The 15,728-nt window shown below is 45.0% G+C and carries 13 protein-coding genes; 3 read left to right on the top strand and 10 right to left on the bottom strand.

Features of this window, described 5'->3' with window-relative positions:
* Positions 1 to 96: 96 nt before the first annotated feature.
* Complete coding sequence (locus tag BISA_RS07965; protein WP_033891288.1) at positions 97 to 636, top strand: arsenate reductase/protein-tyrosine-phosphatase family protein; 540 nt, start codon at positions 97 to 99, stop codon at positions 634 to 636.
* Positions 637 to 834: 198 nt separating this feature from the next.
* Here the strand turns inward: BISA_RS07965 and BISA_RS07960 are convergent, their stop codons facing one another.
* Complete coding sequence (locus BISA_RS07960) at positions 835 to 2,370, bottom strand: tyrosine-protein kinase domain-containing protein (RefSeq protein WP_033891287.1); 1,536 nt, start codon at positions 2,368 to 2,370, stop codon at positions 835 to 837.
* Between the two features lie 182 nt (positions 2,371 to 2,552).
* Between BISA_RS07960 and BISA_RS07955 the strand changes: the two genes are divergently transcribed.
* Positions 2,553 to 4,049: a hypothetical protein gene (locus tag BISA_RS07955; RefSeq protein WP_152597286.1), complete on the top strand. Its 1,497-nt coding sequence runs from the start codon at positions 2,553 to 2,555 to the stop codon at positions 4,047 to 4,049.
* Positions 4,050 to 4,251: 202 nt separating this feature from the next.
* Positions 4,252 to 4,683 carry a hypothetical protein gene (locus BISA_RS07950; RefSeq protein WP_033891285.1) on the top strand — a complete coding sequence of 144 codons (432 nt, stop codon included), beginning with the start codon at positions 4,252 to 4,254 and terminating at the stop codon, positions 4,681 to 4,683.
* Between the two features lie 109 nt (positions 4,684 to 4,792).
* On the opposite strand, the gene BISA_RS07945 is transcribed toward BISA_RS07950, so the two are convergent.
* The 9 genes from BISA_RS07945 to BISA_RS07910 form a co-directional block, all read right to left on the bottom strand.
* The gene (locus BISA_RS07945) at positions 4,793 to 5,902 is read right to left on the bottom strand and encodes an acyltransferase family protein (RefSeq protein ID WP_272945248.1); all 1,110 of its coding nucleotides are present in this window, start codon (positions 5,900 to 5,902) and stop codon (positions 4,793 to 4,795) included.
* Positions 5,903 to 5,981: 79 nt separating this feature from the next.
* Entirely contained in the window at positions 5,982 to 7,106 is a 1,125-nt protein-coding gene (locus tag BISA_RS12585; protein ID WP_081890067.1) for a glycosyltransferase family 2 protein, read from the bottom strand.
* A 10-nt stretch (positions 7,107 to 7,116) separates the two neighbouring features.
* Positions 7,117 to 8,544, bottom strand: coding sequence for an oligosaccharide flippase family protein (locus BISA_RS07940; RefSeq protein ID WP_033891283.1), 1,428 nt, complete (start codon positions 8,542 to 8,544; stop codon positions 7,117 to 7,119).
* Positions 8,545 to 8,558: 14 nt separating this feature from the next.
* Positions 8,559 to 9,830: an O-antigen ligase family protein gene (locus tag BISA_RS07935; protein WP_033891281.1), complete on the bottom strand. Its 1,272-nt coding sequence runs from the start codon at positions 9,828 to 9,830 to the stop codon at positions 8,559 to 8,561.
* A gap of 11 nt (positions 9,831 to 9,841) precedes the next feature.
* Positions 9,842 to 10,930 carry a glycosyltransferase gene (locus tag BISA_RS07930; protein ID WP_034535216.1) on the bottom strand — a complete coding sequence of 363 codons (1,089 nt, stop codon included), beginning with the start codon at positions 10,928 to 10,930 and terminating at the stop codon, positions 9,842 to 9,844.
* Positions 10,927 to 11,871 carry a D-glucuronyl C5-epimerase family protein gene (locus BISA_RS07925; RefSeq protein WP_051917417.1) on the bottom strand — a complete coding sequence of 315 codons (945 nt, stop codon included), beginning with the start codon at positions 11,869 to 11,871 and terminating at the stop codon, positions 10,927 to 10,929. The genes BISA_RS07930 and BISA_RS07925 overlap by 4 nt, the downstream gene beginning before the upstream one ends.
* A gap of 36 nt (positions 11,872 to 11,907) precedes the next feature.
* On the bottom strand, positions 11,908 to 13,158 hold the full coding sequence (locus tag BISA_RS07920) for a glycosyltransferase (RefSeq protein ID WP_033891279.1): 1,251 nt from the start codon (positions 13,156 to 13,158) through the stop codon (positions 11,908 to 11,910).
* Between the two features lies 1 nt (position 13,159).
* Positions 13,160 to 14,074, bottom strand: a complete 915-nt coding sequence (locus BISA_RS07915) for a glycosyltransferase family 2 protein (protein WP_033891278.1) — start codon at positions 14,072 to 14,074, stop codon at positions 13,160 to 13,162.
* Positions 14,075 to 14,095: 21 nt separating this feature from the next.
* On the bottom strand, positions 14,096 to 15,334 hold the full coding sequence (locus BISA_RS07910; RefSeq protein ID WP_162832221.1) for a nucleotide sugar dehydrogenase: 1,239 nt from the start codon (positions 15,332 to 15,334) through the stop codon (positions 14,096 to 14,098).
* Between the last annotated feature and the right edge of the window lie 394 nt (positions 15,335 to 15,728).

The following is a 15,728-nucleotide window of genomic DNA, read 5'->3' as shown; positions in this document are numbered from 1 at the left end:
AACGTACAAGACCCTGAGGTTTCCTCAGGGTCTTTTCTATGCTTAGCTACGTTTCCGAGTCACCGTTTAACAAAGTAATCGAGGTATATCGGGATTATGAAGATTCTTTTCGTCTGCACCGGCAATATTTGCCGCTCCCCTATGGGCGAACTGCTGCTCCCCCACTACTTGAGCGATTCCACTATCACCGCTGACAGCGCCGGCACCCGCGGTCTCATCGATCATCCAATCGACCCTTCCAGCGCAAAACTTATGACGCAGGCCGGCATTGATTCCAGCGCCTTTCGATCCAAGCGCATCACTCCGCAACTGGCTAATGAATCCGATTTGATTCTGTGCTTTGAAACTCATCAGCGTCAGGAGATTGCTACCATCGCACCGCTGGCGGCTCGCAAGACCTTCCTATTGGCTGATTTTGCCAACATGTGCGCTTATTGCGCCAAAGAAGGTTATATCGAAGGCGGCACGCGTGAGGAAAAACTGGAATCAGTTATTGACAACGCTTCCATGATTCGCCCAATGCTGCCTGTACCACTGAATATCGAAGATCCGCATCATCGTGATTTTTCGGTGTTCCAGAAGGCCTACGATCAAATCTGCCAGGCTCTGACCATCATCGCCAAAGCCACTGCGTAGTCACCAGCTTCCCCTGTTCCTCACACTCTGGCTCCCACGCCTTGGCTCCCTTCCTACGCTCGGCTCCCCTTGTCAGCGAAGCTGACTGAGGGGTAGTAGAAAAGCGGCCGAAGGCCGCGGGAAATAAATTGTATCGACTTACGTCGATTCCAATTTCCCCGCGGCCTTCGGCCGCTTTTCCTATCGAGCTCGAAGAACCTACCGTTTCACAGCAGCACGGCGAGGTGCACTGCGCTTCGGACGCTTCTTATTCCTACTATTCTTGTTGCCCGAGTTGGAATCATCATCGTAGTAATAGTAGTTGTTGTACTTGCTCGAGTAATCCTTCTTGGAATCCTTCGCATAGTTGAAGATGAAACCGTTCACCGAAATGTTCAGCGTATCCAACTGAGCGGCAATATCGCGCAAATCGCGCTTATCGGTCACGTCACGACCAGACACAATCACAATGCCATTGCCCATAGCACCGAACACGTAGGCATCGTTGGCCACCACCAGCGGCGAGGTGTCCACGAGCACGTAATCGTACTGTGCAAGCGCCTGCTTGAGCAGTTCCTTCATAACTGGAGAGTTCAGCAGAGCGGAAGCGTTCGGCGGCTTCGGGCCTGCCGGCATAATATGCAGGTTCGGCTTCCAGTAGCGCTGAACCACATCCTTCACGGAAGCCTGGCCGGAGAGCACATGGGTCAGGCCCGCGTTGCCTTCAAGACCCAAACGATTGGCCACAGACGGGTGGCGCAGATCGGCATCTACGAGCAGCACCTTGGCACCGTTTTCCGCCAGAGCCACAGCGGTATTCACCGCACTCGTGGTCTTGCCTTCGGAGGGGCCGGTGGAAGACATAACAATCAGACGAGAAGACATGCCCTCAACCGGAGCGGTGAAGGACAAGTTGGTGCGAACACGACGATACTCTTCAGCAATCGGGCTGCTCGGCTTGGCGATAATCACCGGAACCTCGCCCTTGAGCAGGTCGTCTTCGGGAATGCGGCCCATGATCGGGGCGTCAATGTATTCCTGCAGTTCGAACGCTTCCTCAATACGAGTGGAGAAGAGATCCTTGAGCAGAGCCACGATAATACCGAGAATCAGACCGCCCACAATGCCAATGGCCATGTTCAGTGTGATCTTCGGGCTGCTCGGACCAGACGGCTCCTGAGCCTGCTGCACCACGGAAAGCGTGACCGGAGACTTGTTGCCGGAGGAGTATAGGGAATCCTCCACCACGGTCTTCATGGACTTGGCCACCGCGTTGGCAATGTCCGCGGCTTCCTTAGGATTCGTATCTTCCACCGAAATGTTCACGAAAGCGGTATCGGTGGGGTTGGTGACGGTGAGCTGCCCCGCGAGCTGGCTGACCGTGCTGCTCAATCCCAGCTGATCGATTACCGGCTGCAGCACGGACTCGGTAGTGGCCAGAGTCGGGTACGACTTAATCTGGTTCGAAATATAGGAGCCAGCGTTGTTGATGTCGTTAAAGTTACCCTGCGAACTAGTGGAGTCTGACGCGCTGAACGTAGCAAACACCTGCGAGGTGGCCGTGTACTTCGGCGGAGTGAGCAGCGTGTATGCGCACACTGCGGCGAACACCACTACGAACGTTACAATAACGGAAATAACATGCTTGCGAATGATTCGCAGCAAATCCATGATGGTGATGCCATTTTCGGCCTGCGCCGCGGCGGAGTCCGCAACGCTTTGATTTTGTTGTTCGTTATTCTCTGCGGAAACCAACCGCTTCTCCCTCTACACATCCTGATGGGTTGCAAACACCATGAATCCTAGCAGTCATCGTGTACCCCCTTTTAAGGAAAAACGTGGTTATGACACATCTCAGCCGATATCACCACGGTTTTTGCACATTGCCGGCACATTGTGTTGCTAGAGTACGCAAGAGCACACAAGGAGGGGAATGAGTGAACGATTCAAGCATGCCTAAAAACAGCGTAAACACTGCTAAATATCCCGTTCAGCAAGCTGTTCAGACACCAGAGCCTGTTGCATCTTCCACGATGTTCGCGAATTCGTCCACGCATAATACGGCATCAATTTCGCGTGGTATGGCAGCGCTTACTCCCCCGATGCAGCTCCCCCGATTCTTTACTCCACGCGACTATTCTGATTACCTGTTTTTCCTAGCATTGGTGACCTTGCCCATTGATGGCACGGTGCTTGGTTTCTTCCAGCCGTTCTGGACTCCGATAAGTCCGTGGCTGCTTGTTGCCTACTGTGCGGCGAATCCTCGTCTGCTTCGCTTGGCAGCGCATCGCTATGCGCCATTCATGCTGCTGCCGGTAGTGCTTGTTTTGCTTTCTATGCCAAGCTGGGTTGTTTTTGGATTGCATAATAATGCGGTTGTTATGTCGTTGACCGGCGTGATTGCTGTACCAGCCACGCTTGCTGCGCTGGATATTGCTTTTGTGCATAAGCAGTTGAACTGGCAGGAATCGGTACGCATTGTGCTGGCCACTTATTGGTTTGCATTTGCTGTGGGTGTAGTGCAGTGGCTGGCAATTCGATTGCAATTGGGCAGCGTGCAAGGGTTCTTTACTCATCTGATGTACCGCTCATATATGAACGCACGATGGGGCGGAGTAGGCGGTAGACCACAATTTTTATTTGCGGAGCCTAGCTATATCGGCATGCACCTGTTTGGCATTTTGCTTCCACTATTTTGGTTTATGTGCATTCGCGATCGTATTTTTGCGCAACGATTAAAGCATCTTATTGCGGTATTTGCCGCAGGCAGCGTGCTGATGGGTTCAGGCACCCGTATTGTGCTAGATTCCTTGGTGGCGTTAATTGCTGTCATCGTAATCGAAACACATTGGCACAATCAACAGCAAAGGCGCAGAGGAATCACACAATTTATCTGCTTCGGCGTTATTGCCATCGCAAGTTTCATGATTAATTCTCGTCTAGATTCCATCATGCATAACGGAATGGAAGGCGATGGCTCATTCTTCATGCGTATTTGGCAGCCACTGGCTCCACTGTGCGGAATGATTATCCACCCGTGGACATTACTTACCGGCTTTGGCGCTGGAAATATCGCTTCAGCTACTCATGAAGGCGCAAATATGGCAGCACATGTTCTTAGCATGATGCATACCGATGCGACCAACGCCACTCATTGGTATGACTCCATTACGCCAGACACCGTTTGGACCATGTGCTCGTATGTGAATTTCATTACCGAATTCGGTATTATTGGGTTTGTTGCGTTTCTTATTATTACGTTGAGATTTATCAGCCGATTCCATACATGGAATAAACTGACTATGTGCTGGCTGATTCTGTTGGCATATTTGTACATTCAATTTGAGGGTTATGCGTTCGCCGCTATCCCATTAATGGTTTGGGCCCTGACTCGGCAAATTCTCTGGCGTCCCTCACCAGGACATTGCAGCTAAGCAAACAGCAGAGCTGTTTGTAGGCAATGTGCGAGACGATAGTCGAGCCGATAAAATACGGACGAAGTCCGACCTTAATTGCGGACGGACAATCAGCAAAACTGACTGAGAGGCAGTAAAAACAAACCTCTGAAACTATTTTTCTGATTATGCCATTACAATTATTTCTTGAATAGTAACTGTAAATTCAGGAGGATTAATTATGGCTTCTCTGCTCCAGGGTTTTGAAGAGGTTCAACTGGTTAAGCCGGTAGGTAAGACCGTGCTTACCGTCACCGATTCCGCCATTCGTTTCAACAAGGCTACTGCCGAAGTGATAGGCACCCCTGCCTATGTGAAGGTACTCATCAACGAGAAGACCAAGCAGGTTGCCGTAACTCCAACCACCGCAAAGGCTGATAATGCTGTGAAGTTCAGCAAGGTGGACGGTAAGGCAGGATCCGTAAGCATCAAGGAAGCCACTCTGGTGGAAGCCGTGAAAGCCTTCTTCACGTTGCCTGAAGCTCCAGAAGGCGAGGTATCCTATGCTTCTGTAAATGGAGCCGCATATCCGGAGAACAAGACCGTCATCTTCGATGCCGCTGCCGCTACCGCTGGCACAATGAAGCGCCGCGGCCGTAAGAAGACCGCCTGAAATCACACTGTCTAACGCAACAGAGCATGAAGAGCTGCCTTAATCGGCAGCTCTTCTTTAATAACAGATACTCGATAACCCATACGGAATGCTTTATTCAGGCTGAGTTTTAAAGACTCCGGTTCGTCCGTTCCATACTATCTCGCATAGCAGAAAGTATGAATCTACGCAATCTCATATAAGGCCGACAAGACACTATAGAATTAGTGAATATATCAAATAAATGCCCAGGATTTCTGTCAATTGAAAAAGCGAAAATAAATTGCCTCATGAAATCCACAACAGTGCATATTAAATAAATACAAAACAATATTATCAACATCTTTATAATTGCAAAAGAATACTGATATAAATGCTCTAAATCAAATAGACGTCCCCAGAGAAGTTGTTCTGATGCCGGATAGTCGGTAATAAGATAGACAGCAAAAGCAGATTTAGCAATCCGATTAACGACTTTGCTATGGAAAGTCATTTGATTAAACAAGCTGAATAAGCCAAAGCCGACCATTAATACAGGAAACACGTAAACCTGGCCAAAGGCATCGGGCTTGTTAAAACCAGAAAACATATAAGCGGCATCGAAAACGCTAAACCTTAGAATCATAAAACAAATACCGATTATTATACATAAAACGGACTTAACAATATTCAAGGGTTTAAAATACCATTTATAAGCTGAAATAACTATAAACAACAATATAAATGTGGCATACGAGTCATCCGCAGCAGGAAAACCTGGAATATACCGCAATACTCCCAATAGAATTAGCGAAATAACAGCTAACGACAAATGCTTTTCTTTACCCAGAAGACGAAGACCAGATAAAACAAATGGGAGAAAAACAAGGAACAGTGCATATGCGGACACATACCACCAAGTATTAGTCAATAGGGGCAGAAAGCTCTTTGCAAGTACCTTTGTTCCAATTAAATCAGTACAATAATAAACTACCCCTAAAATTATACTATAAAATAGAACTTCTCTTTCTAAAATCCAAAGTCTCTTTAATGAAGAATAAAGTGCAACTTCTTTATCAATAAGAAACCAAGCAGAGATTGTAAAGAAAACAACTACCCCTATCTTGCCAGCATCAGCCATAAATACAACAAGGAAAAACCTCTCGAAGCCTATAGGAATTTGCGAGAAATCATAATCATTATGAATTACGAAATGACTCTCAAGAATCATAAACATTGCTATGATTCTTAATAACTCTATACTTGAGTTCCTATTTTTTTCATGGCGCGATAGGGGGGGGGGTACGCATTATTATCCTTTTCTTATATGCACTGTTTTACTATATCGATAATGAGTAGTCTGCATTCTTACGCAGCAAGCAAACACGTTCCCAAAGTTGATAGTTTCTTGATCGCAGAGAATGTTCAAGCGCCATAAACGCATCACTCCCTTGGACCGCATATTCATCAAACTCTTTATACGAAGCCAGCAAATCACAACAGCAGGCGAATAAAGCTCTACGTTGATCATCATTCAGAAGGAGCGTCCTCCAATATAGCAACGGTCCAAATTGACGAACCGTGAGTTCATATAAGTGTTGATTAAACGGTATATGAAGCTGCTTACACCATTGCAACATCTCTTCTACGATCCAATATGAATCCAGAGATTTATAGTTTTTCGTTGCGATATGCGTTATGGAAGTACTACGTTGACGCCTGTTGTAAACGGATCGAGCAAGTAATTGCTCACGATAGCGAGTAGCAACACAGTACTCTTGAACAGAATCCTCGAACCAAAGCCCTTCAGGGAAAGAAATATCATCCCAAATCTGGCGCTTGTAGATACGCCCCCAAGGAGCACCGTGGGTACGCGTCGTTTCGGCGAGTTTTATATTCGCCCCATTCCCCGACATGGACGACCACAACCCTGAAATATAGTCATATTGATCCGGATCAAAAGCATCGAGCAATGACTGCAGCGCATTACGTGGAAGAACATCGTCAGAATCAACGAATGCCACGTATTCACGCTGCGCAACAGCTAATCCAGCGTTTCGAGCTCCAGATAAACCTCGATTCTTCTGATGAATAACTGAAATGCATGAATGCTTTACAGCAAAATCATCAATGAGTTCACCAGTCTTATCTGTAGAACCATCATCAACGACAATTATTTCAATAGGAACATCAATGGATTGAGAAGTAATAGATTGAAGACAATCAATTATATAATTCTCAACATTATACGCAGGAACAACAACAGAAAGACCGGGATGTAACTCATCACACATATTGCCGTTAGGCGAGGAGATAACTGGAGAATCAAGATCAGCTAGTACCTGCTTAGGGCGCAAAGGTAGCTCATCCTTACGGGACTTTAAGGAAAACAGATTCGACAATTGATAAATAAGAGACGAAACATGCAACTTGTTTAAAACCAAAAAGATATTCTTAGGAATCAATTTCCCTCCTCTATTTTGAAGAAGAATACTTCCCTGAAGATTTCAGGAAGACACGACTAGCAACAGGTGCCAGATCCAAAAGAACACAAACACCGAGCAACACAAAAATTATGATTTCAATAATCAAGTAATTAGAGAAATTAAATGTGGCAACAATAGACTGCGTAAGCAGCAAACAGTCAATTGCAAAAATCAAAAGCCAATTGACTTTGATATCAATAAACTTGCGCACACCAAAGACACGAGCGCAATATACAAACAGATTACTTGCAATCATCGCGATAGAAGCGCCATACAAACCTAAGGGAGGAATAAGCAACCAGGTAAGTACCACACAAATAACCAAACCAATAACAGTATCAACAAATAGCGATTTCGTTTTCATACTCGCACTATAAAATGCACTCATGAATGAGTTTAATGCCGAGAAGAAAAACGAAACAAGCAGGAATGGTACATAAACCCAAGCAGAATAAAAGTCTTTTTGTAAAAGTATTAGAGCAAGAGGTTGCGCCAAAAGAATCAATATAGCTGCAATAATACTCATACCTGAATGAAACACACGCAGAATCAACGAGTAGAAACGTTCAACTCCTTGTTTCTTAAACTCCTGAAATGCAGACAGCTGCCATGCTTGTTGGAATATGTTACTAAATAGATTCAAAAAATTTGGAATTTTGCTAGCAGCCGCAAAAAGACCAGAAGCACCAATGCCAATCATGCCTGTTATAAAGAATCGATTGAGACTAGTGTTAGCCCACCAAAACAGAGAGTTAGGGACTAGTGGAATCGAGTATGCAAGCATACGTTTTATGAGTGCTCTATCCTTGCTCCAATGAATAGGAGCATAGTACTGATAATGCCTACCACCAATAATAAAAATCAGTGATCCAAATAGATTTGCAAGTATCACTGAAATGAAATAACCATCGACGCCTAGGCCTTGGAACATTATAAGAATTACAACACCAATAGCTGTAGTCAACGATGATACGACAGCGGAAACTGTGGTAAGTTTTATTTGATTCAGGCCTCGAGCGACTGATCCACCCAGCCATTGCAACGAATTAAAGAAATAATACAACAAGAAATATAATTTATAGTTTCCAAGCCCACCAAAAAAACTTAAATCAAGAAGCGGTAAACAGCAAGCAACGACCAGCGTACTCAATACAATCATGAATAAACCAAATGAAATGGTTTTTTCAGTTGAATCGGTTTTATCTACAACAAAACGCAATACCGCATCAGCTGAACATAGTGTAGCGATTGGGAAAAAAGCGCTCAATACTACAATCGATAAATCAGTTATACCATATTCAGCTGTCGTAAGATAATATGTATATAAAGGGACCAATAAAAAGGTAATTAGTCGTGTTGCAAAAGCATTGAGAGCAAAAACACCAATATTCGTTAATAGATTTAAATACTTATTCACGGAAGCCTCATTAATCAACTAAAATTCAAATACCAGCTATTTTTTGATTTCATATTAGTAGACATAGCAATAAGCAAAACGATATAAATAATCTCTAGTTTTTGGTAGTAGAAAACTACAAAGAAATGAAAGAATAATAATTGCGCCATCATGACAAGTACCATTACTTGCAATGAGCCACGCAGACGAACCCCGTTTTTCAATATATACACATGCTGCGCATAGTAAGGAATAAATCCAACAATTCCCACACCAGACAATATTTGCATATAGTCGTTATGACTGAATGTATTTCGAATTCCAACAGCTGCAAAATGCGCGTATGCATCGGCACCCACACCAAACATCGGATGGCTTTGCCACAAAGCGATAGCCAACTCAAGGAGACGTTTTCTTTCGAAATATGATCCCTCATTCATTTGCGAATCGCGACCATTCATAATGTCTACAATTGACTGAAGCCTACGTCCAATCACTTCATAGGCCTGTGGATTGGTCATCACATATTGGAACAGAGCTACACAACCTACGGCTACACCTACTATGAGCGCAATACTTCGCGGCGAAAGAAGCCCTCGCTGGTATGAACGGATAAAAACATAAAGAGCTACACCTGCAATGCAAACCATCAACCCGGTTCGAGATGCACTAACAATAACAGATGCGAACACTACAACCATCTGAAGGACACAGACCAATTTAGGCAGTAGCTTCTTTGACATTGCGTACATTGACAGCGGCAACGCATACGAAAGATAAGCACTCGCCTGATTCGCATCACCAATTACATCATTCGTTCTACCGCCTGCACTCCAATCAGAATTCAATAGGAGATAAATCGAAGCAAAAGCCGAGGCTATGACAATGGTGCGTATCAATACATTAATGCGAAAATCAATCTTTCGAACATCTAAAAAAATGTAGTTGAAAATACATAGCATGAACAATGCCATGATTGCCAAGCTCGTTGTACGAGTCATCGTAAGATCAACATCTGCCGTCCACAACAGCGACATCATACATATGAAGAGGAATAGAGCAAATAGAAGATTTACGGGATGAACAACAACACACCTACGAACAGCAACACAAAGCAGCTCACAACCCATAAACGCGATCATCAGCAAATTTGTTGCTGTTTTACCGATACCAGTCGTATCATTATTAAAAGTAAAAATACAGATTACACTAATAATTAATACTATAGTGGTGAAATTATCTAAAAATACAGACTTTCTAACAGCAATCGGAATTTGCGTATCACGAACTTGATTTGCAACAGTCATGGCACCACTCGTTATCGGGCAATAAGCTTTTCGAACAAAACCTGATAAGCATCGGTCATTGAGTCTTGCGAATATTTACGACTATCACGCTGAGCATGCTCAGATAGTGTCATGCGCAAATTATCATCTTCGACCAACCTAATCATTGCATGAGCAAATTCACCAGCATCAACACTGGTCAGTAGACCGTTCTCCTCATTCGACACAATATCTGGTACTCCGCCTACCGCAGTGCACACCACAGGCAAACCGGCACAGAACGCTTCAATAAGCGTAATAGGGAAACCTTCATACCGCGAAGGAAGAACGAATGCATCAGCTCGCTCCACATATGGAGCGACATCATCAACTGCGCCCACTAATTCGACGCTATCTTCAAGCTTATATTGCTTGATAAGCGCTATAACAGCATTATATTCTGCATTAGATCCACCAAGCGAATAATCACCAACTAATGTTAATCGCGTCTTAGGATGAACATCATGAACCTTTTTAAAGGATTCAATCAACATTCGATGATTCTTCTGTGGTTCAAATCTAGCTATATTTAAGAAATTAAAGATGTCACAATCATTGGCAACATGTACATAATTTCTAGTCACACCGTTATAGATCAACGGAACATCATTGTTTTGCAAATGATACCTATTTACAATGCTCTTTTGAACAACTGGGCTGATTGCCACAGGCACAACATCGCAATGATGATAGAACCAATTATTCAACTTTTGCTGTTTTTCGGGTACCTCTTTTTCAGCAATATTATGAACTGTATGCACTTTAACTTTAATATGCAATAATTGTGCAGCAGGAATTACATATTGCATACAATATCTATGAGTATGCACTACATCAGGTTGTATTGTTTTCAGTACTTTAAATACTTTGATAAAAATACTTAAATCCAATCCTGCTTTCTTCCCGAGAAAATATACAGGAACGGAATGCTTATGCAAATTCTCCGTAATACTTGTTTCTTCCGAAAACAAGCTGATCGCATACACTTGATGTCCAGCCTCAGACAATCCAAGTATCAAACTTTCTGCCATTCGCTGAGCACCAGCTAGGCCAAATTCAGGCATTACCTCAACAATTTTCATTGTACAATCACCGCATCTGACTTTTCAGACAGTTTTTGAATTACTTTTCTTGCAATAGCATGATATTTATTAACAGAGCTATTCTGATATTTTTCAAACTTCGCCGCGTATTCAGCATATATGCGTAAATCGCTGAGTTGAGCCATTACCGACAGCAAGGCAATATGCAGCTTATGATACGCAGGAGATGCAATACGATGTTCAAGATCGTAGTAGCTCCAATAACCGGTATCATATTGATCCAACTCTTCAGCAAGAGTTTTTACTGATTGCTGGAAATAGTTGGTATAACTTTTATCAATGAGAGATAAATCAAAAAGACCAAATAACGAGAATATCCATCCATTTAAAACACTACGTCGTGGACTTTGTGGGTATTCTTCCAGATAGAGACGTCCGTTCTCGTGGATGGATACTCCGCCTTTGTCAAGAGGAACCAGCATGTAATCAATAGCTTTGCGAGCACTGTCCAAATACTTTGCATCTCCATATTGCACATATCCTCGTAGCAAAACCGATGCGCCTTCACCTTGTGCCATCGAAGAAACGGTATATTTCACACTACCGATTGGCGAAAACGCATCCCAAGATCCATCCTCACGTTGATGTGCTATCGCCCAGTCAATACAAGACTTAAATGAAGTCAAATATTTCTGATCTTTTGTCAACAAGAATTTGTCATAGCTACCTAATGCGTATTGAAAAATAGCAATAGGGAAATGCCGGTGATCGCCACCTGCAATAACCGTTACAGGAACACCTTGATCATCGAGTAACGTTGTATCGGAAACTTTACCAGTTAAATCGTTATAATAACCTGCTATTTTCTCAGTTGAAAACGCTTTGCCGATTCCTTGTTCAACAGCCACTGCTGTTTTCCCAGATAGGATTTTGCTCCAACGTTTCAAGAGTGTGAGCTTCTGCAATAGTTGATTGCCCATGGTATCAAATTCCTTTGCTGTCTTCTATAAAGCCGTTCACTGATGCATTTTCTGCAGCAGTGTCTGCACATTGCTTGCAGTCCGGAAATGTTCCTTCCACATCTCTCTGGCTGCTGTTCGATACTGTTCTTTTCGGCTTCTTGGCAGGCTTATGTATGCATAGATTTTTGCGGCAACTGTCCGCGCATCAACATGTTCATCGAGCAGTTCTCCGTTATATCCGCTTTGGACAATTTCGTGAGTACCACCCACATCAGTAGCCAATACTGGAACTCCACAGCCGCTGGCTTCCATAATGGATATTGGCAAACCTTCAGAAGAAGACACATTGACGAATAGGTCAATATGTTTATCCCCGTACTCATTCAAGAGTGCAGAATTTGCGAGATTACCTGGAAAAACAGCCTGCACATGTCTATACGACGAAGCAATCGACTTCACTGCATCCAGTTCTGAGCCATCACCATAATGCGTCCACCGCACATGAATGTTTTCCTGCTGATCGAGGATTTTCATTGCCTGCGCAAGTAAAGACACCCGTTTAACCGGTACGACACGAGAACAGCTGACTACTTGAAAAACCTGTCCTTCTATCTCGGCGCTCTTATCAGGAAGTTCACGTGTACCGAGATAGCATGTATGCAATTTCTCGGAATATTTCGGATATCGCTTCTGAAGATACGATGTACCATCTTGCGAGCAGGGCAACACCGCGTTCATGGCATTCAGCAGATATTCACGCAACGGTAAATAGTTCAGCTTGTTGCGTTCTGCATAGAGTTCGTAGCGATGAGTCCTGCTCACTGCTATTGCATTTGGAAACTGCTGCAGCATCCAAGCCTCAACCAATGCGGTGTCAAAGAACCAAAAGCTATACAGATGAGTGGGATTCACTCCTCTATCAGCCAGTATTCGTTGCAGTCGCTTATATTTTTGCTGCGCTTTTGCAATGAAATATAACTGGAACAATTTACGAGACGTGCTCAATCCGTGTTCAGAACGAGCAGCCTCCTTCTCACTAGTTGTTCCAGCAACAGGAATGCACAGGCCTTGTACCGCTGCCCTAATTTTCTGAGATTTACTTTGAACACATCCCAATGAGACAGACTCCACATTGGCTGGTAGCGCGCATGTCAAATCCCGGTCTACAGGAGCTTCAGTAGCTGCCACAAAAACCTTATCGAAGGATTTTGCCAGATATGTTATTTCTGTTTCCAGATAAGATTCCGCAGCAGTTTCCCCTTGATTGTAGGGGAAATGCTTAGTAAGCAACAGCAAAGTAGACATACTACGCCTTCTTTGCCTTACCGAAATACTTAGGAGCTTCTTTCAGGCAGTACATAGGAGAGGAAACAACCGCGCACAACGCGTATTTAATAGCCTCTGCCCATCGTTTACTTCGTTTGCAGGCAAACGCAAGTACTGCATAATGGCGGAATTTCACATATTTCCGTTGGGCTGGAGTCAGTATAGGGAAATACGATTGGCGAACCTTATACAGGTTGTTCTCACCATTAATCTTGTTGGTGCCTAGAGAAAGTCTCTCGCCATCATATAAATACTGATGCACATGCACCTCTGGCATATAGCCAATCTTGGCTCCTGCCTCGATGCAACGAAGCATCAAGAACCAGTCCTGCCCAACGGGTACTTCTCCAAAGCCATCAGTCTGATCAAACAACTGCTTGGTAAGCATATAAATCGCAGTCGGAGCAATGGGCGTAACCATATGAGCTTGCAGCAGACCTTTTTTGCTGAAATCTGTTACATGGTTAAGACGGCGATGTTCCACCAGCTTCTTGGAATTGAAGTCGTACCAAGACACATCCTGATACGACATATCCAAGTGATTAGATTGCATGAACTGGACCTGAGTTTCTATCTTGTCCGGTAAAAACTCGTCATCGTCATCCAGAAATGCTAGATATTCACCCGTCGCATATTTGCATGCGTAATTTCTCGCCGCACCACCGCCGGTGCCACCGGCAGTGTGGATTAGCTGGAAATGCGGCAACTGCTGATACTCCTCCAGTTTGCGATCGGTATCCGCATACTCCGGGAATTCCTTTTTATTATCGCTTACCACGATGACTTCGATATTTTCGATTCCGTAAGTCTGAGCGACAACGGAATCCACCGCATGATTAATACGATCAGCCCTTTTATAGGTAGGGATAATGACGCTTACTAATGGTTTAGTCATAATTCTTACCACTCAGTTCGTTTAGTCCCTGCGGAACAGATCGCGCGTATATACCTTGTCTTCAACGTCGTCGAGGCAGGAGTTGTAGCGGTTGGCGAGAATCGCGTCGCTACGCTTCTTGAATTCGTCAAGATCGTTGACCACTTCGGAACCGAAGAATGTAGTGCCGTTCTCCAGCGTGGGCTCATAGACGATTACGGTTGCGCCCTTAGCCTTAATGCGCTTCATAACGCCTTGGATGGCGGACTGACGGAAGTTATCCGAGTTGGACTTCATGGTGAGGCGGTATACGCCCACGGTCACTGGCTTCTCATCGGAAGCATCAAACTCGTTGTTGCCGCTGTAACCGTAATAACCGGCCTTCTTCAGTACGCTGTCTGCAATGAAGTCCTTGCGGGTCACGTTGGATTCCACGATGGCGTGAATAAGGTTTTCCGGCACATCCTGGTAGTTGGCGAGCAGCTGCTTGGTGTCCTTCGGCAGGCAGTAGCCGCCGTAGCCAAAGCTCGGGTTGTTGTAATGGGTGCCGATGCGAGGGTCGAGGCACACGCCGTCGATGATCTCGCGGGTATTCAGGCCCTTGGACTCGGCGTAGGTGTCGAGCTCGTTGAAGTAGGAGACGCGCAATGCCAGATACGTGTTGGCGAACAGCTTGACGGCTTCGGCCTCGGTGAAGCCCATGAACAGCGTGTGAATGTTCTCCTCGATGGCACCCTGCTGCAGCAGCTTGGCGAAGGTGTGGGCGGCCTCCACGAGGTGCTCGTCCTGCGGGTCGGTGCCGACCACAATGCGGCTCGGGTACAGGTTGTCGTACAGAGCCTTGGATTCGCGCAGGAACTCAGGGCTGAAGATGATGTTCTTGGAACCGGTCTTCTTACGGATGGACTTGGTGTAGCCGACCGGGATGGTGGACTTGATGACCATGATCGCGTCCGGGTTGACCTTCATCACCAGCTTGATGACGGCTTCCACTGCGGAGGTGTCGAAGAAGTTTTTCGTGCTGTCGTAGTTGGTCGGCGCGGCGATAATCACGAAATCGGCATCCGCGTAGGCCTTCTCGCCATCGAGCGTGGCAGTGAGGTCCAACTTCTTCTCCGCGAAGTACTTCTCGATGTAGTCATCTTGAATCGGGGACTTACGGGCATTGATCATGTCGACCTTTGCAGGAACAATATCCACCGCGGTAACCTGATGATGCTGAGCCAAAAGCGTAGCTAAGCTCAAACCCACATAACCGGTACCAGCAACGGCAATCTTCAACGAATCAAAATCCCTCATCACAATGCCCTCTCTGAATGGCGTGAATTCGGAGGAGCCTGCATTGATGAATGAGATTTTGCCCAATACAGAACGCTGGAGCAGAAACCGACATAACGGGCGTTATCGGCGCAATCTTGATATTTGCATGCCTATCTCAGTCAAAATGACTGAGATAGCGAGTGAAATAATTCCGCGTTGAATAAGAAAACTGTCCTAGTGAAAATGGCTTAGTTCCAGTAAAAACTAAGTTTTTGAGATCCCATATATGGATGCGGAGAACTTGTATATCTCAGTCACTATCTCAATAATGTGATTGAGATAAATCAGTGTGACTGGGATAAGCATTGTCTATTAATTAATGCGGGAGTCCCCGTCGCTCTACCCGTTGAAAGCT

Origin of the sequence: Bifidobacterium saguini DSM 23967 (assembly GCF_000741715.1) — a bacterium.
Classification (GTDB): domain Bacteria; phylum Actinomycetota; class Actinomycetes; order Actinomycetales; family Bifidobacteriaceae; genus Bifidobacterium; species Bifidobacterium saguini.
The sequence above is the reverse complement of the archived record's forward strand: the minus strand, read 5'-3'. Positions and strand labels throughout refer to the sequence as shown.

Bases quoted from the DNA above. Each gene is read 5' to 3' on its own strand.
- BISA_RS07965 (WP_033891288.1), top strand. From the start codon at position 97: ATGAAGATTCTTTTCGTCTGCACCGGCAATATTTGCCGCTCCCCTATG.
- BISA_RS07950 (WP_033891285.1), top strand. From the start codon at position 4,252: ATGGCTTCTCTGCTCCAGGGTTTTGAAGAGGTTCAACTGGTTAAGCCG.
- BISA_RS07935 (WP_033891281.1), bottom strand. From the start codon at position 9,830: ATGACTGTTGCAAATCAAGTTCGTGATACGCAAATTCCGATTGCTGTT.
- BISA_RS07930 (WP_034535216.1), bottom strand. From the start codon at position 10,930: ATGAAAATTGTTGAGGTAATGCCTGAATTTGGCCTAGCTGGTGCTCAG.
- BISA_RS07925 (WP_051917417.1), bottom strand. From the start codon at position 11,871: ATGGGCAATCAACTATTGCAGAAGCTCACACTCTTGAAACGTTGGAGC.
- BISA_RS07920 (WP_033891279.1), bottom strand. From the start codon at position 13,158: ATGTCTACTTTGCTGTTGCTTACTAAGCATTTCCCCTACAATCAAGGG.
- BISA_RS07915 (WP_033891278.1), bottom strand. From the start codon at position 14,074: ATGACTAAACCATTAGTAAGCGTCATTATCCCTACCTATAAAAGGGCT.